The organism is Streptomyces sp. NPDC050418 (assembly GCF_044458745.1).
GTDB lineage: Bacteria > Actinomycetota > Actinomycetes > Streptomycetales > Streptomycetaceae > Streptomyces.
This window is the reverse complement of the sequence record NZ_JBITIG010000001.1, coordinates 600,597-617,996: the sequence shown is the minus strand read 5'-3', so window position 1 is coordinate 617,996 and position 17,400 is coordinate 600,597. Positions and strand designations below refer to the sequence as shown.

The 17,400-nt window shown below is 72.2% G+C and carries 15 protein-coding genes; 3 read left to right on the top strand and 12 right to left on the bottom strand.

The genetic code is table 11. The features are described 5' to 3' along the window. Positions 1 to 150: 150 nt before the first annotated feature. The 5 genes from ACIBI4_RS02835 to ACIBI4_RS02815 all read right to left on the bottom strand — a co-directional run bounded on the left by ACIBI4_RS02835 (position 151) and on the right by ACIBI4_RS02815 (position 6,488). Positions 151 to 792: a hypothetical protein gene (locus ACIBI4_RS02835; protein WP_399201733.1), complete on the bottom strand. Its 642-nt coding sequence runs from the start codon at positions 790 to 792 to the stop codon at positions 151 to 153. A 90-nt stretch (positions 793 to 882) separates the two neighbouring features. Continuing rightward, positions 883 to 1,992 (bottom strand): mechanosensitive ion channel family protein, encoded by a 1,110-nt coding sequence (locus tag ACIBI4_RS02830; protein WP_399201732.1) that lies wholly within the window; start codon positions 1,990 to 1,992, stop codon positions 883 to 885. Between the two features lie 281 nt (positions 1,993 to 2,273). Further along, complete coding sequence (locus ACIBI4_RS02825) at positions 2,274 to 4,331, bottom strand: phosphocholine-specific phospholipase C (RefSeq protein WP_399201731.1); 2,058 nt, start codon at positions 4,329 to 4,331, stop codon at positions 2,274 to 2,276. A gap of 172 nt (positions 4,332 to 4,503) precedes the next feature. After that, the gene (locus tag ACIBI4_RS02820) at positions 4,504 to 5,424 is read right to left on the bottom strand and encodes a hypothetical protein (protein ID WP_399201730.1); all 921 of its coding nucleotides are present in this window, start codon (positions 5,422 to 5,424) and stop codon (positions 4,504 to 4,506) included. Beyond that, positions 5,424 to 6,488, bottom strand: a complete 1,065-nt coding sequence (locus ACIBI4_RS02815; protein ID WP_399201728.1) for an SPFH domain-containing protein — start codon at positions 6,486 to 6,488, stop codon at positions 5,424 to 5,426. Before ACIBI4_RS02815 ends, ACIBI4_RS02820 begins: the two co-directional genes overlap by 1 nt. Positions 6,489 to 7,008: 520 nt before the next feature. On the opposite strand from ACIBI4_RS02815, the gene ACIBI4_RS02810 reads away from it, so the two are divergent. The 3 genes from ACIBI4_RS02810 (at position 7,009) to ACIBI4_RS02800 (ending at position 10,446) form a co-directional block, all read left to right on the top strand. Next, positions 7,009 to 9,294 (top strand): ATP-binding protein, encoded by a 2,286-nt coding sequence (locus tag ACIBI4_RS02810; protein ID WP_399201727.1) that lies wholly within the window; start codon positions 7,009 to 7,011, stop codon positions 9,292 to 9,294. Continuing rightward, entirely contained in the window at positions 9,291 to 10,043 is a 753-nt protein-coding gene (locus ACIBI4_RS02805; protein ID WP_399202011.1) for a sulfite exporter TauE/SafE family protein, read from the top strand. Before ACIBI4_RS02810 ends, ACIBI4_RS02805 begins: the two co-directional genes overlap by 4 nt. 64 nt (positions 10,044 to 10,107) lie before the next feature. Then, a complete protein-coding gene (locus ACIBI4_RS02800; protein ID WP_399201726.1) occupies positions 10,108 to 10,446 on the top strand; it encodes a hypothetical protein in 339 nt (112 codons plus the stop codon). 13 nt (positions 10,447 to 10,459) lie between these two features. On the opposite strand, the gene ACIBI4_RS02795 is transcribed toward ACIBI4_RS02800, so the two are convergent. The 7 genes from ACIBI4_RS02795 to rho all read right to left on the bottom strand — a co-directional run bounded on the left by ACIBI4_RS02795 (position 10,460) and on the right by rho (position 17,110). Next, the gene (locus ACIBI4_RS02795; protein WP_399201725.1) at positions 10,460 to 11,224 is read right to left on the bottom strand and encodes a crotonase/enoyl-CoA hydratase family protein; all 765 of its coding nucleotides are present in this window, start codon (positions 11,222 to 11,224) and stop codon (positions 10,460 to 10,462) included. A 55-nt stretch (positions 11,225 to 11,279) separates the two neighbouring features. After that, a complete protein-coding gene (locus ACIBI4_RS02790) occupies positions 11,280 to 12,077 on the bottom strand; it encodes a maleylpyruvate isomerase family mycothiol-dependent enzyme (protein ID WP_399201724.1) in 798 nt (265 codons plus the stop codon). Positions 12,078 to 12,085: 8 nt separating this feature from the next. Beyond that, positions 12,086 to 12,730 carry a response regulator gene (locus tag ACIBI4_RS02785; protein ID WP_399201723.1) on the bottom strand — a complete coding sequence of 215 codons (645 nt, stop codon included), beginning with the start codon at positions 12,728 to 12,730 and terminating at the stop codon, positions 12,086 to 12,088. A 70-nt stretch (positions 12,731 to 12,800) separates the two neighbouring features. Then, a complete protein-coding gene (locus ACIBI4_RS02780; protein ID WP_399201722.1) occupies positions 12,801 to 14,126 on the bottom strand; it encodes a sensor histidine kinase in 1,326 nt (441 codons plus the stop codon). Between the two features lie 175 nt (positions 14,127 to 14,301). Next, on the bottom strand, positions 14,302 to 15,105 hold the full coding sequence (locus tag ACIBI4_RS02775) for an ABC transporter permease (protein WP_399201721.1): 804 nt from the start codon (positions 15,103 to 15,105) through the stop codon (positions 14,302 to 14,304). After that, positions 15,102 to 15,827: an ABC transporter ATP-binding protein gene (locus ACIBI4_RS02770; RefSeq protein WP_399201720.1), complete on the bottom strand. Its 726-nt coding sequence runs from the start codon at positions 15,825 to 15,827 to the stop codon at positions 15,102 to 15,104. The genes ACIBI4_RS02775 and ACIBI4_RS02770 overlap by 4 nt, the downstream gene beginning before the upstream one ends. A 137-nt stretch (positions 15,828 to 15,964) precedes the next feature. Further along, positions 15,965 to 17,110 carry a transcription termination factor Rho gene (gene rho, locus ACIBI4_RS02765; protein WP_399201719.1) on the bottom strand — a complete coding sequence of 382 codons (1,146 nt, stop codon included), beginning with the start codon at positions 17,108 to 17,110 and terminating at the stop codon, positions 15,965 to 15,967. Positions 17,111 to 17,400 lie beyond the last annotated feature (290 nt).

Sequence of the window (17,400 nt, the reverse complement as noted above, 5' to 3'; positions counted from 1 at the left end):
GGTGACCACCGCCCGAAGTGGCGTGATCTCCGGCGAGTTTAGGGACCGGCGCCGGGCGGGTCATCCGAATTACTGGGCCGCACCCCGCACATGAGTGAGGGGGCCGTCGATGCCGACGGCCCCCTCACTCACCTGCGTACGCCTGACGCCCTACTCCTCGAAGTAGGCGTCCAGCGCGTTGTCGAGCTCCTCGGTCCAGCGCGTGAGCGTGCCGCGGTCCGGGGCCCGCACCTCGTTGGGGTACCAGCGGTCGCCCTTGGTGTGGACGGTCACCGTGAGGCGCTTGGCGAAGCGGGCCGTCGACTGCTCGACCGCGACGACCTCGTCCCAGGTGAAGTCGGTCGCCTGGTCGTCGAGGCTGAACTCGATGCCGTCGGCGTTCATGACGATGCCGCCGCGGTGGTCCTTCGCCTCGAAGGTGGGCTGCTCGCCGGAGGTCTTGGCGGCAGCGGTCTTCTCGGCGGGGCCGTCCTCCTCGGAATCCTCCTCGGAGTCGTCCTCCGAGCGCTCCTCGGAGTCCGCGTCGGCGTCGTCCTCGCCCGAAGCGCCGGCCTCGTCGGCTGCCTCGTCCTGCGACGCCTCGGCCTGTGCCTCGTCGGCCTCCGCCTCGACGCCGGCCGCGGACGCCTCGGTCTCGTCCTCGTCCGAGCCGCCCGTCACCGGCGACTCGCCCTTGGCGTCGTCCTCCTGCTCCTTGACCCGACCGCCCGGAGTGATCCCCGGGATGAAGCCGGGGTCCATCGAGGCGGCCGTGTGCAGGGGAGCGTCGTTCTGTCCTATGCGCTGATCCACGGTTGCCTTTCCCACAATGCCCAACTGCTTTCGGTGCGCAGTATGGCCGACGAAGCTGTGCCCGCGCAGTCACGGACAGGTCTCAAGCGGTCACATCCGACCGGGCGACTGCATCGCCGGCAGCTCCGGCGACGCGTCACGCTGCTGCGGCAGCACCGCCGAGGCGGACAGCCCGCCCGGGTGCAGCGCCACGGTGCGGGCGGGGGCGGGAATCCGGATGCCCTCCGCCTGGAAGCGGCCGTGCAGCCGCTTGATGAACTCGTGCTTGATCCGGTACTGGTCGCTGAACTCGCCGACCCCGAGAATCACCGTGAAGTTGATCCGGGAGTCACCGAAGGTGTGGAAGCGCACGGCCGCCTCGTGCTCCTTGACGCCGCCGTCGACCTCCGCCATCACCTCGTCCACGACCTCCATCGTGACCCGCTCGACGTGTTCGAGATCACTGTCGTACGACACCCCGGCCTGCACCAGGATCGTCAGCTCCTGCTCGGGCCGGGTGTAGTTGGTCATGTTGGCCGCGGACAGCTGGGCGTTGGGGATGATCACCAGGTTGTTGCTGAGGTTGCGGACCACGGTGTTGCGCCAGTTGATGTCGACGACATAGCCCTCCTCGCCGCTGCTGAGCCGGATGTAGTCGCCCGGCTGGATGGTCTTGGAGGCGAGGATGTGCACCCCGGCGAAGAGACAGGCGAGCGTGTCCTGGAGCGCGAGGGCCACCGCGAGACCGCCGACGCCGAGCGCGGTGATCAGCGGGGCGATCGAGACGCCCATGGTCTGCAGGACCACCAGCACACCCATCGCGAGCACCACGATGCGCGAGATGTTCACGAAGATCGTGGCCGACCCGGCGACGCCCGTCTTGGCCTGCGTGAACGCCTTGATGAGCGCGGCGATCACCCGCGTCGCGGTGAGCGTGGCGAAGAGGATCAGCGCCGCGGTCAGCGACTGGTTGACGATGCCGCGCACGCGGTCCGTGAGCGGCAGCGCCATCGCGCCGACCGCCGCGCCCGCGATGGTCGCGGCCCACGGCACGAGATAGCGCAGCGCGTCCACGAGGACGTCGTCGCCGCTCCACCGGGTGCGCTTGGCGTGCTTGCCCAGCCAGCGCAGCGTGAGCCGGAGCAGCAGGCCCGCGAGGACGCCCGCGGCGAGGGCGATGCCCGCGACAAGCCAGTCGTTCCAGGTGACCGAGGACCTCACCGGTGACCTCCCACGGCTCGCAGGGCAGCGGAAACGCCCAGTTCGGGACGTATATGAGAGAGCGTCACGGGGAGGTCACCTGCTCGGTTCGAGGAAAGCGCGGCGCCCGCGGTCGAACCCGCGTACGCACCGTCGAAACAAGGCGCCATCCTGCCGCATGAACCTGCGGTTCCGGCACCGGCCCCCGGCAATGGCCCGAACGGCCGCCGTGCCGCGGTCGGTTCGGGCCATCGCGCGGTGATCAGGGCCGACATGCAGTCGGCGAGATGACGGACGCGGGCTCAGACCGTGGCGATGGCCGGGTCGCTGACGCCCGCCGCCCCCGTCTCGACATGGCCCGCGAGCCGGCGCAGATACCCGGCGTCGGCGGACGAGACGATGCTCACGTCGTACCAGCGCTTGGTGCCCGACAGCTCCACGGTCCGCTGCACCGTGGCACCGGCCGCCACCGGCACCGACTGCGCCCCGCCGCCGTACGCGTTGGTGAGCGTCAGGGTCACGGCCGCGGACGTCGGATTCGTGAGTGTCAGGAGCAGGTTGCCGCTCGCCTTGTCGTGCCGGGCCTTCACCTCGGGTCCGGCGGTCTTGCCCGGGCTCTTGAAGCGGCGCAGGAAGCCGTTCGGGCCGAAGACCGTGAGGTCGTGCGAGCCGCCCGAGTACTGCGAGTTCCAGGCGTCGGAGACCGAGGCGCCCGCCGCGGCGGTGTACGTCCACGGGGCGTCCGTGCGGTTGTCGGAGCGGACGTGGAAGCAGATCCCCGCGTCCGGCCCCGCACCGAAGGTGAGCGCCAGCTTGCCGGTGGCCACGTCCACCGCGCTGTCCACGAACGGCTCGTAGGGCAGCGGGCGCGACGGCCGTGCGCCGCGTTCCTGCTTCGGCAGGACGCCCTTCGCCGGAGGCTTGGGCAGCAGCCCGGCGGGCTCGTCGTGGTTCGGCGGCTCGAAGCCGGCGGTGTCGGGGAGGTCGGCCGGGGCGGTGACGGCGCGGCTGAAGTCGAAGGCCGAGGTCAGATCGCCCGCGACGGCGCGCCGCCACGGCGAGATGTTGGGCTCGTGCACCCCGAACCGCCGCTCCATGAAGCGGATGATCGAGGTGTGGTCGAAGACCTCGGAGTTCACATAGCCGCCGGTGCTCCACGGCGAGACCACCAGCATCGGCACGCGCTGCCCCATGCCGTAGTGCCCCGCGGCGTACGAGGCGTTGCCGTCGAAGTAGTCCGATGCGCTCTCCACGGTCGACTTGCCCTGCGCCGCCGAGGACGGCACGTACGGCGGGACGACATGGTCGAAATAGCCGTCGTTCTCGTCGTACGTGATGAACAGCGCGGTCTTCGCCCACACCGCCGGATTCGAGGTGAGTGCGTCGAGGACCTGGGAGATGTACCAGGCGCCGTAATTGACCGGGAAGTCCGGGTGCTCGCTGAACGCCTCGGGCGCGGCGACCCAGGAGATCTGCGGCAGCCGGTCCGCGGCGACGTCGGCGCGCAGCTTGTCGAAGTAGCCGTCGCCCGCCTTCACGTCCGTGCCGGTGCGGGCCTTCTCGTAGAGGGCGTCCCCGGGCTTCGCGTTGCGGTAGTTGTTGAAGTAGAGCAGCGAGTTGTCGCCGTAGTTGCCGCGGAACGCGTCGCTGATCCAGCCCCAGTGCCCGGCGGCGTCCAGGCCGTCGCCGATGTCCTGGTAGACCTTCCAGGAGACCCCGGCCGCCTCCAGTCGCTCCGCGTACGTCGTCCAGCCGTAGCCCAGCTCCTGGTTGCCCAGGACCGGACCCCCGCCCGTGCCGTCGTTGCCGACGTAACCCGTCAGCATGTAGTAGCGGTTGGGGTCCGTCGCGCCGATGAACGAGCAGTGGTACGCGTCGCAGACGGTGAACGCGTCGGCCAGCGCGAAGTGGAACGGCATATCCGCCCGCTCCAGATACGCCATCGTCCGCTCGGACTTGGCCGGTATCCACCCGTCGTACGCGCCGTTGTTGAACGCGCGGTGACCGCCCGCCCAGTCGTGGTCGAGGCCCGCGACGAACTGCATCCCGAGATCCTCGACCTCCGGATGGAACGGCAGGGTCTCCTTCTTGCCCTGCGCCTGGTGCCAGACCGGTTTGCCGCTCGGCAGGGTCACGGGACGCGGGTCGCCGAAGCCGCGTACGCCCTTCAAGGTGCCGAAGTAGTGGTCGAAGGACCGGTTCTCCTGCATCAGGACGACGATGTGCTCGACGTCCTCGATGGTCCCTGCGGCGCGCGCGGCGGGCAGGGACGCGGCACGGGCGATGCTCTGCGACAGCGCGGCGAAGCCCGCGCTCGCACCGGCGATCTGCAGGAATCGGCGGCGGTTGAGTTCAGCCATGGGTGGGGGACCTCGGGGCTCGTGGGGGCAGGTCGGTGGAGTGTTCCAAGAGACCCGGGAGAGGGAAAGAGCGCGTGGTGCGGAAGTGAAAGGACGGCGTACGGATGTCCAACAGCTGCACTCGAACGTGGTGTTCCGGATCGTGGCCGCCCGTGCTGCCCGCACCGGTTGGTCAGCCCAGCAGCCGCAGCGCCGAAGCCGCCACCCCCACCCGCACCGTCTGCCCCCACACCAGCTCCACCGCGTCCTGCTCCATCCCGTCGCCGAAGGCCACGAGCCGGTCGGATTCCACGGTGAGTTCGAGGCGTGCGCCGCCGTGCAGTTCGCCCGCGACCCGGGTGGTGCCGGTGGCCGGTGAGGGCCAGGCCTCGCGGACGAACCAGAGCAGGCGGCGCTCGGCGGGCGAGGGCAGGGTCAGTGCGCTGCCGCGCTCCTGCCACAGCGAGCGCAGCCAGCCCGTGGCCCCCGTACCCGTTCCGACGAGCACACCGGAGGAGGCCTGCGCCTCCATGCCGCTGCTGCTGTCAGTGCCGCTGCCGTCACCGCCGTCGCTGCCGATCCGGTAGCGGACCGTCTGGTGGCCGGCCGGTCCGAGGTAGATCTCGTTGAGCGCGAGCAGCCGCTGGGTGTCGTCCGCCACGGCCTCCACCATGGTCAACTCCTCACCTCCGGTGGCCTGTTGCAGCGCCGAGGCGAAGAGCCGTCCGGCATCGCGCGCCCGGTGCCGGACCAGGACCCCGGGGTTGCGGCCGGGGTCGGTGTCGATCCCGATCACTGGCTGACCGGTCAGATACTTCGCGGTGTTCGCCACCAGGCCGTCCTGCCCGACCACGACCACCACGTCCTCGGGCCCGAACAGGAAGCGGTCGAGATCCGCCCGCTCCACCCGTGTCTGCCGCCAGGTCAGCGGCACGGCGGCCGCGACCTCGGCCAGGGCCGCGGCGGTACGGCGATGGCGTTCGGCGATGTCGTCCACCGAACGTCCGCGTGAGGAGAGGAAGAACGCGGCCTGCCCGTGCGTGCCGTGCCGCGCGAGCAGCTCCGCGTACTCCGTGGTGCGGTGCACGAGCACCGCGCGCGGCGCGAGCGCCATCAGCGGTCACCGGCGGGCGGCGGGGCCTGACGGCCGCCGGACCCGGGGGCGCCGCTCGCCCCGCCCGTTCCCCCTGCCCCGAGCTTCGCGAGCAGCCCCGTCACCACGTCCGGCGAGAGCGTGAGGCTCTCGATCCGCGGCAGGTTCTCGGCCACGCGGCTCGCCGCGAGCGCGTGCAGCACCGCCGGGTCGCTGCGGCCGTGCACCTCCAGCCAGGCCGCCTGCGCCTGGGCCCGCGCCTCGCCGACCTCGCGCGCCGCCGCGGCCTCCGCCTTGGCGAGACGCACCTTGCGGGCCGCCTCGGCCTCGGTCCGTACGCCGTCCGCGGCCGCCCGTGTCTCGGCCTCGCGGCGCGCGTTCGTGCCGCGCTGGTCCACCAACTGCTCCTCGCGGCGCGCCAGTTCGATCTGGCTGGCCAGCTCGTTCTCGGCGATGGTCCGCTCGCGTTCGACGGCCACGGCACGCCGCTCGTACGTAGCCCGGTCGGCCTCCTGCTGGATCAGCTCGCGTGCCGGAGTGCGCAGGGCGCGCTCCACCTCCGCCTCGGGGCGGATCGCCACCACGCGGACCGCGACGACCTCGATTCCGGTGGCCGGCAGCCGCGGTTCGGCCGCGAGCCCCGCGGCGATCCGCTCGCGCACGGCGGCCACACCGTCGACCAGGGCGGCGGCCAGCGGCGTACGGGCCAGGACGTCGAGCGCGTGCTGCTGCGCGGTCTCGGTGAGCAGCGTGGCGAGCTGTTCGAGGGGCGCGCCGCGCCAGGCACCCGTGTCGGGGTCGATGGAGAAGTCGATCCGCGCCGCCGCCGTCACCGGGTCACTGATCCGGTACGTCACCGTGGCCTGCGTGGACACGTCCTGGAAGTCGGCGGTGCGGGCGTGGAAACTCATCGCCAACTCGCGGTCGTCGACCGGCACCTCGGAGAGTGCCGCGCTGAGCGAGCGGTACCAGAAGCTGAGCCCCTCGCCGTCGTGCACGACCTTGCCCGCACGCAGGTGGCGGATGTGGGCGGTGGGTGCGCAGCGCAGATGGCGCAGTCCGAAGCGCCGGGTGATGTCGGCCATGAGTCCCCCTTAACGTCACTGAGACGATAATCCCGTGCGCAGGGCTTAGCGTCAAGGTGACAACAGGGAAGACCGAGGGAAAAGCCGCGCCCGGGGCCGGGGGGAAACCCACACCCCGACCCCGGGCGCGCCGCTGGCCCACGACCCTCGGGCCGGGGCGGAGGGGGGAGCGCGGACAGGCGCCCGGGCGGGCGCTCCGGCCGGCTGGCTCACCGACAAGCCAGCCGACCGAGCTCGTGGCGTACGCGCACGAACCCGCTCTGTGCCGTACTCACCCCACTCTGCCTGGTGGCAACCGCTTGCGGCATCAGTGACGGGGGCAATGCGTATACGGAACTTCGGTCCGCGCGCGCCTAGGTATACCGAGGACGTCCGCGCGGCCGGCGCGTATCGTCGACGGCGACAGACCGTCCGGGAGGCGAAGTCGTCCGGGAAGCGTGGTCGTCGGGGGAGCAGCCGCCGGGTGAGAAGCCGGGGGCCGGTGCACCGGCGCCCTGCACCGCACGCAGTGAGGATGGGAATGACGTTGGCTCTTGTCCGCCGCAGGCCGGGGGAACTGCCGGTGGAAGTGACCGGATTCGTCGGGCGGGCCAAGGAACTGACCCGGGTCGACGAGGCGTTGCGCCAGGCCCGCATGGTGACGGTGACCGGTCCTGGCGGAGTCGGCAAGACCCGGATCGCCCTGCGCGCCGCGGCACGCGTCGCGAGCCGGTACGAGCACGGGGTCTGCCTCATCGAACTGTCCGAGCTGCGCGACCCCGAACTGCTGCCGCACACCGTCGCCGGCTGTCTGGGACTGCCCGAGGGCGACGCCCGCCCGCCGCTCGACGCCGTGCTCGACCATCTGCGCGAGCGAAACCTGCTCCTGATCCTCGACACCTGCGAGCATCTCGTCGACGCCTGCGCGATGTTCTCCGACATCGTGTTGCACGAGACCACCGGAGTCTCGGTGCTCGCCACCAGCCGCCAGCCGCTCGACGTCCCGGGTGAGCACATCTGCCAGATCGCGCCGCTGCCGGTGCGCACCAAGGGCGGCGACGCCGTCGAGCTCTTCGCCCAGCGCGCCCGCGCCGTCGACCCCTCCTTCACCGTGCACGACGGCAACCGCGCCGACGTGATCGCCCTCTGCCGCCGCCTCGACGGAATGCCGCTCGCCATCGAACTGGCCACGGTACGGCTGCGTGTGCTGCCCCTCGACCAGCTCGTGGCCCGCCTCGAAGACCGTTTCCGGCTGCTCACCGGCGGCCGCCGCACCGCACTGCCACGGCACCAGACGCTCCGTACCGCCATCGAGTGGAGCCATGAACTCTGCACCGAGCAGGAGCAGTTGCTCTGGTGCCGGCTCTCCGTCTTCGCGGGCAGCTTCGACATCCCCGCCATCGAGGAGGTCTGCGCGGGCGGCCCGCTGCCCCGCGAGGAGATCCTCGAAGCGCTCGTCGGCCTCGTCGACAAATCGGTCGTGCAGCGCGAGGGCGTGGACGGCTCCCGCTACCGGATGCTCGACACCCTGCGCGAGTACGGGGCCGAACACCTCGCCACCCTCGGCGAGCAGGCGCAGCTGCGCGAGCGGCACTACGCGCGCCAGCGCCGGCTCGCCGACGCCTTCGACCGCAACTTCCTCGCGGACGACCAGATCCAGCGCTACCACGGCCTGCGCGAACAGCACCCCGACATCCGCCTCGCCATCGAGTACGCCCTCGCCGCGCCCGGCAAGGACAAGGAGGCGGCCGCCCTCGTCGGCTCGCTCTGGGCGTACTGGCACATCGCAGGACTGCACACCGAGGGCCGCTACTGGTACGCGAAGATCACCGACCGCTTCCCCGGCGCCGTGCGCGAGCGGGCCTGGGCGCTGGCGCAGAGTGCGTATCTCGGTGCGTTCCAGGCCGATCCGCGCGCGCTCGACGAGGCCGAGGAATGCGTGCGGATCGCGGACCGGCTGCACGATCCGGTGGTCGCCGGACGCGGCCGCGTCTACCTCAACCTGTCGCTGACGTTCATGGAACGGCACGAGGAGGCGGCCCGGGCCGCCGAGGAGGCGTACCGGATCCTGGAGGACGCCGGGGACGTGGTCGGCCTCGTCACCCTGGAGACGCAGATCGGCTACATGCGCTTCCTCGGCGGACAGCTCGACTCCGCGCTCGACATCTGCGAGCGCGGCCTCGAACGCCTCGGCGAACAGTCCACCGAGGGCTGGGTGCGCGGCTATCTGCACTTCGTGACCGGCGTGGCCCGCTTCCGCCGCGGCGAGTACGCACAGAGCCGCACCTCCGGCGCCACCGCACTGCGGATCAAGCACGAACTCGGCGACGGCGTCGGCATGGGCTACTGCCTGGAACTGCTCGCCTGGCTGGCCGGCCACGACGGACGGCACGCCGAGGCGATCTGGCTGCTCGGCGCCGCGGACCCGCTCTGGGCGGGCGCGGGCGCGAGGCTCGGCGGCACCTCCCTCATGGAGGACTTCCACCAGAGCGCCGTACACGCCGCCGAGCAGGCGCTCGGCGCACAGCGGTGCGCCGAGCTGCGGGCCGACGGGGCGCGGCGCCCGCAGGACGAGGTGGTGGCGCTCGCCACCGGACAGCAGGCGAAGGAGCTGATCCCCGCACCGCGCCGGCAGAGCCCCGAACTGACCCGCCGCGAGCACGAGGTGGCGCTGCTCGCCTCCGAAGGGCTCTCCAACCGGGAGATCGCGGAACGGCTCGTCATCTCCAAGCGGACGGTCGACGCGCATCTGGAGCGGATCCTGGCGAAACTCGGAGTGCCGTCCCGTGGTGAGATCGCGGCGCGTCTCGGGGAGCTGGAAGGCTGACTCCCGTAACGACCTGGGAATTCATCGCCCTCGCGCTCGCCGCGGGACTCGTCGGATTCTCGAAGACAGCCGTCAGCGGCGCGAACACGGTCAGTCTCGCCGTGTTCGCGGCGCTGCTCCCCGCCCGTGAATCCACGGGGGTGCTGCTGCCGATCCTGATCGCCGGTGACGTCCTCGCGGTCCTCACCTACCGCCGGCACGCCCACTGGCCCACGCTGTGGCGGCTGTTCCCCGCGGTCGGCGTCGGCGTGGTGCTCGGCACGGTGTTCCTGATGTGGGCCGACGACGACGGGGTGGCCACCTCGATCGGGGCGATCCTGCTGCTCATGGCCGCGGTCACGGTGTGGCGGCGCCGGGCGGCGGCGCGGCAGGAGGAGAAGGCACCCGCTGCTGCTGCCCGCTGGAAGGCCCCCTCGTACGGGGTGCTCGGCGGGTTCACGACGATGGTCGCCAACGCCGGCGGGCCGGTGATGTCGCTGTATCTGATCTCCGGCGGCTTCCGGAAACTCGGCTTCCTCGGCACCTCCGCCTGGTTCTTCCTGATCGTGAACAGTTCGAAGGTGCCGTTCAGCGTCGGCCTCGGACTCATCGACAAGGAGTCGCTCCTGCTCGACGCGGCCCTCGTCCTCTTCGTCGTCCCCGGCGCGTGGCTGGGACGCAAGTGCGTGGAGCGGATCGACCAACTCCTTTTCGAGCGGCTGGTGATCGCGGCGACCGTTGTGGGCGGAATTCAGCTTCTTGTGCGCTGAGGAATCCGGCCATCCGAGGAGCGGGTCTGCAAGGTGTGCAGGCCACCTATTACGATCCAGGCCCATGAACGCATCCGATCAAGAGGCCGCCACGACCGAGGACACGGACATCGCCGAGGGGCAGGATTCCGCGGACACCGCCCGTGCGGGGATGACCCCGCGCCAGGCGCGGCGGCTGCGGATCACCGCGGCCTCCGTCCTGATGGTCCTGGTCGCCGTGGTCCTCGCGATCCGGCTCGCCAGCCGCTCGTCCGTCCTCGTCGTCGGGGTGTACGGACTGCTCCTGGTGCTCTGCGGCCTGGTGATCGAGCTCAGCCGCCGCGGCCGCACCCGCCTGGGCACGTATGTCCTGGGCACGGGCCTGGTGGCGGCGCTCCTCGGCGACTGGGTGCTGCTGCCCTGAACCACCGCGAGGACTAGCCCTCGCCGAACGCCCCGTGCCGCCCCGCGCCCGCCGCGAAGCGGGCCGCGCCCTGCAGACTCTCGGCCAGGACGCCGACGCCGTAGTGGAACTCCCCGGCCAGGGCGGCCTCTTCTCCCAGACCCTCCTGTTCGAGCACGGAGGCCCGGTCGCTGCGCAGACAGGCCTGCGGGAACGCTGCGATCTCGGCGGCCAGCTCCTCGGCCGCCTCACGCGAACGGCCGGCCGGCACCACACGGTTGGCGAGCCCCATCGCGTACGCCTCGTCCGCGGGCACCGGACGGCCCGTGAGGATCAGGTCGAGGGCGCGGCCCGTGCCGACGATCCGGGGCAGCCGTACCGTACCGCCGTCGATGAGCGGGACGCCCCAGCGGCGGCAGAAGACCCCGAACACCGCGTCCTGTTCGGCGATCCGCAGATCGCACCAGAGCGCCAGCTCCAGACCGCCCGCCACGGCATGACCGGCGACCGCCGCGATCACCGGCTTCGACAGCCGCATCCGGGTCGGGCCCATCGGACCGTCCCCGTCCTCGGTGACCTGGTTGCCGTGCTCGGTGCCGATCGCCTTGAGGTCCGCGCCCGCGCAGAACGTGCCGCCCTCGCCCCACAGGACGGCCACCCGTGCCTCGTCGTCCGCCTCGAACGCACGGAACGCCTCCGCGAGCCGGGCCGCGGTCGGCCCGTCGACGGCGTTCCGCGCCGCGGGGCGGGAGAGCACGATGGTGGTGACGGGTCCGGTGCGTTCGCTGCGTACGGTCATGGGGCGAGTCTGCCGTGCGGCCCGCGGATGCCACCAGGTCCCTGCGGTCGGCCGGTCAGCGCCGCAGCCAGTCGCCCGCCGCGTGCACCCAGTCCCGGAACAGCTCCTCGTCACCGAAGACTTCGAGCCCCGGACCGGTCGCGGGTCGCTCGTACAGCGCGAGCAGCAGATCCTGGAGCGGGCCCCGTACCGCCGTGGTCGCCTTCACGTGACCGTGGCTCCAGGTGATCGGCACCTTCGTGAGGTCGATCAGCCACTCGCCGTCCGCCGCGTCGGTGCCGTGCAGATGCAGCGTGCGGCCGGCGGCGCTCAACGCCTCCTGCGCCTGCGGGGAGACGTAGGCCTGGGCCAGCGTGCTGAAGCCGAGCCACTCCTCGATGCCGTCGATCGCGGTATCGGCGTCGAGGACGTACGTGCCGCCCGCGGCGCGCGTCGCGTCGTAGCGGTGCACGACCGTCTCGTACGTCATCCGCCGGGCCCAGAACACCGGCCGCCCGCTCGGGGCGACCGTCCACACCGGTGTGTCCTCGGGCGTGGACCGCAGGGCGGCGGCGAGCAGATCGGCGCCTTCGGTCAGCCAGGCGCTCAACGCGGCCACGTCGTCGTCCTTGTCGGGTGTGACGTCGTCGACCTGGTCGTCGGGGACCGGGGCCGTGGCGCGGGTGCGGATCACCGTCTCCGCCCAGCGGTGCGCGCCGCCCACGTGGCGCAGGAGGTGCGCGAGGGTCCAGCCGTCGAGGCCCGGCACGGGCGCGGTGACGTCCGCACCGGCGACGGCCTCGGTCAGGAGGCGGGTCTGTCCGGCGATCCGCCCGGCGTAGAGCTCGTGGAGGTCGGGGGCCGTGCGCGGCATGGGGATCCTCAGTCCTTCAGGAAGCGGAGTACGGCGAGGACGCGGCGGTTCATGTCCTCGGACGCGGGCAGGCCCAACTTGCCGAAGAGGGCGGCCACATGCTTCTCGACCGTGCCCGGCGAGACATGCATCCCGGCGGCGATGGCCGCGTTGGACCGGCCCTCGGCCATCAGCGACAGAACCTCGCGTTCGCGCGGGGTGAGTGTCGCGAGGGCGTCGGTGCGGCGGCTCGCGCCCGCGAGCTGGGTGACCACCTCGGGGTCCAGCGCGGTGCCGCCGGAGGCGACGCGGTCGAGGGCGGCCGTGAACTCGGCGATGTTCGCCACCCGGTCCTTGAGCAGATAGCCGACGCCCGCCGAACCGGCCGCGAGCAGCTCGGTGGCGTACTTCGTCTCGACGTACTGCGAGAACAACAGCACGCCCGTGTCCGGGTGTTCGGCGCGCAGCGCGATGGCGGCGCGCAGGCCCTCGTCCGTGTGCGTGGGCGGCATCCGGATGTCGACGATCGCCACGTCCGGCCGGTGTTCGGTGACCGCCGCCCGCAGGGCCTCGGCGTCGGGTACGGCGGCCGGGACCTCGTGGCCGCGGTCCTTCAGCATCTGGACCAGGAGCTCCCGCAACACGGCGGCGTCTTCGGCGATCACTACACGCATGGGGGCCATGCTGGCATGAACGGGCGGGGGAGCGGCGGCAGATGGGCGCCGACGGCGGGAGCCGACGCGTTCATGCGCGCGGGGGCAGATCGATGGTGATCATCGTCGGGCCGCCCTCGGGGCTGCGGATCTCCAGGGTGCCGTCGACCGTCCGCACGCGCTGCGTCAGTCCGGTGAGCCCGCTGCCCGTGCCGGCCTCGGCACCGCCGTGCCCGTCGTCGCCGACGCGCAGCCGGAGCGTCCCGTCGGGGCGGGAGACGGCGGAGACGGTCGCGCGGGCGGCGCCGCTGTGCTTGATGACGTTGGTGAGCAGCTCGGCGGTGCAGAAGTACGCGATGGACTCGATCGCGGGCGACGGCCGCTCGGGCACGTCCACGCTCAGCTGGACGGGGATCGTGCTGCGGGCGGTGAGGGTCTCCAGGGCGTGGCCCAAGCCCTCGTCCAGGACCGGCGGATGGATGCCGCGGGCCAGATCGCGCAGCTCGGTGAGGGCCTCGGTGGCGTTCTGGTGCGCGCCGTCCACGAGCTTGCGTACGGCCGCGAGATCGGGCGCCGGCTCGTCGGCGAGCTTGGCCTTCGCCATGTCGAGGCCGAGCGCCAGGGCGACCAGGCGGACCTGGGCGCCGTCGTGCAGATCGCGTTCGACGCGGCGGAGGAGAGCCACCGAGTCGTCGACCGCGAGGGCCCGGGTCTCCTCCAGATCCCGTACGCGCTCGGCCAGTTCACCCGGTCCGAGGAGGGCGCGCAGGAGCCAGCGGTCCGCGCCGACGACCACGCGCGTGAACCACGGCGCGATCAGCAGGGTCGCCAGGCCCATCGCGATGCCGAGGAACGTACCCGCGAAGGTGTGCACGGTGGGGCTGCCGCCCGCGGGCAGCGGGGTGAGGAGCAGCATGCCGTGGGTGCCCTGGCCGAACAGCGCCCAGCGCACAGGTGCGGTGAGATCGATCAGGCCGACGACCCACCACTGGGCTGCGTACAGGCCGATCAGGGACAGCGGCAGCCGCGCGAGGACGTAGGTGACGCTCCGCCAGCCGGTGCCGTCGCGCAGCCGGGCGTCGAGCCGGGCGAAGAGGCCCAGGTCCGCGCGGGCGGCGCCCCGCGGGGGCGCGGGGACGTGTTCGCCGAGCAGCTTCGCCGCGAGCGTGCGGTGCACGGCGGCGAGAGCGCGGGCCAGACCGAGCGCGCCGACGACGAGCAGCAGTCCGAGTACGGCCCCGACCAGCGAGAGCACCAGCGCGAACCCGAGCGCGAGCAGGATCAGCACCAAGGGTCCGCCCGCGAGCCCGACCGGCCCGGTGCAGATCAGATACGCCACCTCGCGCCAGGCCCGGCGGGTCAGCGGGGCCTTGAGGACCGTCGTGAGACGGCCGGGCGAGTCGGGTGCGGCGGGCATGGTCCCGATCATTCCGTGTCCCGCACGGGCACGCGCCCCGGGGGTGGCGGTACGTTCCCGGGCACGCGCCCCGGGGGTGGCGGTACGTCCCTGGGCAGGAGCCACGGGGGTGCCGTCGGGTGTGGCGGTGCGGGCGCCGCCGCGGCCTCCCGCCCGCTCTCCGCGCGGCCCGCCCTCACGCATCCCGCTTCACCAGCATCCGCACCCCGGCCCCGTACACCAGGAGCGTGTAGAGGACGAGCAGCCCGAATCCGGCCCAGGGGGTGAGCATCTCGGGCATCGGGCGGGACACCGCGAGCGAGTTCCCGGCGATCATCGTCGGGAAGAACTTGGCCACCGCGGTGCCCGTCGCGCCCGCCAGCACCGCGGGGACGACGAACAGCAGGCCCACCACCGCGCCGATCCCGCTCGCCGTGTGCCGGGTCAGGGCGCCGATGCCCACGGCGAGCACCGCGATCAGGGCGAGATACGCGCCGGACATCCAGACGGCGCGCAGGACGCCGCCGTCGGTCAGGGACGGCTGGGGGATCTCGGGCGCGAGCGCGGCACGTCCCACCAGGAAGGTGACGAACGCGACGACCTCGCTGAGGACGAGCGTCACCGTGCCGAACACCGCCGCCTTCGCCCCGAGCACCAGCGGCCGGCGCGGCACGGCCGCGAGCGTGGAGCGCATCGCGCCGGACGAGTACTCGCCGGTGACGAGCAGCACCCCGATCACCCCGACGACGAGCTGGCCGAGTGCGACCCCGGCCAGCACGTTGTTGGTCGGGTCGAAGCCGGCGGCCTTGTCGGCCGAGGGCGCCTTCGTGTTGGCCATCGTGACCACCCCGATGGCGATCATCCCGGCGACGACGGCGCACAGCGCCCACCAAGTCGACCGCAGACTGCGGAGTTTGATCCACTCCATGCGCGCGGCGTGCGTGAAGCCGTAGCCGTGTGCCGTGCCGCGGGGGCGGACGGACAGTGCTGAGCTGGTCATCGGTTGCTCCCCTGGGACGGTGCGGTGTGGCCGCGATACGTGGCGGAGTCGGACGTCAGCCGGAAGAACGCCTCTTCCAGGGAGTTGCCGTCGGCGGTCAGCGCGGCGACGGTCGTGTCCGCGAGCAGCCGCCCCTGCCCGATGACCACCAAGTGTTCGGCAGTGAGCGCCATTTCACTGATCAGGTGGCTGGAGACGAGGACCGTACGGCCCTCGGCGGCCAGGGACTTCATCAAGTCCCTGATCCAGCGCACCCCTTCGGGATCGAGCCCGTTCACCGGCTCGTCGAAGAGCAGCACACCCGGCTCGCCGAGCAGCGCGGCGGCGATCCCCAGGCGCTGGGACATCCCGAGCGAGAAGGTGCCCGCCCTCTTGTGCGCGACCTCGGTGAGACCGACGGTGGAGAGCACCTCGTCGACGCGCCGCCGCGGAATTCCGCCGCCCGCGGCGAGCGCCGCCAGATGCCGGTACGCGCTGCGGCCCGGGTGGTACGCCCGCGCTTCGAGCAGCGCCCCCACCTCGCGCAGCGGCCAGGCGAGCTCCGCGTAGGGGCGGCCGTGCACCAGGGCCTCGCCCGCGTCGGGGGCGTCAAGGCCCATGATCATGCGCAGTGTCGTGGACTTCCCGGAGCCGTTGGGCCCGAGGAAGCCGGTCACGGCGCCGGGCGCCACGTCGAAGCTCAGCTCCTGGACGGCGGCGGTCGTGCCGTAATGCTTGGTCAAGCGGCGGACCGAGATCATCGGGGCCCCCTCGGGACGGTCGTCTGCAAGCTCATGCCTCGACGCTAGATCCGTACCGACGGCCCCGGAACGCGGCTTTCCTCCGTCCTGCCTGGGGGAAAACCCCCAGCTCCGGGCGGCTACGCCCCGGGCACTGTCTGCTTGACCTGGCGCAGGAACGCCGGGTTGTCGGGCGCCTTGCGCAGCTGCTCGATGAGCGCCTCGGTGGCCTGCCCGTTGCGGGACTGCAGGACCCGCCGCAGGGCTCGTACCGCTGTCAACTCGCCTTCGGGGATCAGGAGTTCCTCGCGGCGCGTGCCGGACGGGGTGATGTCCACGGCCGGGAACACGCGCTGGTCGGCGAGGGTGCGGTCCAGGCGCAGCTCCATGTTGCCGGTGCTCTTGAGCTCTTCGAAGTAGTAGTCGTCGGCGCGCGAGCCGGTGTCGACCAGCGCGGTGGCCAGGATCGTCAGGGATCCGGCCTCCTCGGTCAGCCGGGCCGCGCCGAACATCCGCTTCGGACCGAGCAGCGCGGCCGCGTCGACACCGCCGCTGAGGGTGCGCCCGCCGGCCGCGGCCGCGTTGTTGTGGGCGCGGCACAGACGGGTCAGCGAGTCGAGCAGGAGCACGACGTCGCGGCCCTGCTCGACGAGCCGCTTGGCGCGTTCGACGGCGAGCTCCGCGAGTGCGATGTGCTCCTTGGCGGGCCGGTCGAAGGTGGAGGCGAGCACCTCGCCGCGCACCGAGCGCCGCATGTCGGTGACCTCCTCGGGCCGCTCGTCGAGGAGCAGCACCATCAGATGGGCCTCCGGGTGGTTCGCCGAGACGGCCGTGGCCAGCTGCTTGAGCAGCGTCGTCTTGCCGGTCTTCGGCGGCGCGACGATCAGCCCGCGCTGCCCTTTGCCGACGGGCGCGACGAGATCGACGATCCGCGGCGTGACCCCGCCCGACGGGTGCTCCAGGGTGAGCCGCTCGCGGGGATGGAGCGGGGTGAGGTCCCTGAAGTGGGGGCGGGTGCGCAGGTCTTGGGGCAGCCGTCCGTTGATCAGCGCGACGGAGTCGAGGGCGCGGCCCTTCGCGGTGCGCGCGAGCGTTCCTTCGACGTCGTCGCCGCGGCGCAGACCGAGCCGGCGGATGAGCGCGGCCGGGACGTGCGGATCGCCGGGCGAGGGGAGGCAGTCGGCGGTGCGGAGCACGCCGTTGCCGTGGGCGGTGAGATCAAGGATTCCGCGGGCCGTGGGCAACTCCCGTACGGCCGCAGCGGGTTCGAGTGTGGTGGTGGTCATGGTGGGGCGTCCTTTCGTGGACGGGAGTAGGCATACGGGGGTGGGGATGAGGCTCAACGCGACGGAGGGCGGGGCGCCCGGTGACAGGGCGCGGACCGCACGTCGGCGGAGCGGAGAATCCGGACGGCGAAGTCCGGGGGAAGGGCCCGACGGAAGCGGGCGGAGGCCCGGCGGAAGCGGGCGGAGAGGGAACTGCACCGGCGCCGGGGAGACCCCAGGCGTACACAAGTGCCATTCGCACTGTAGCAGACCGGTCGGGACGCGGTTCAAGAGCAGCCGAGCTTGCCGTT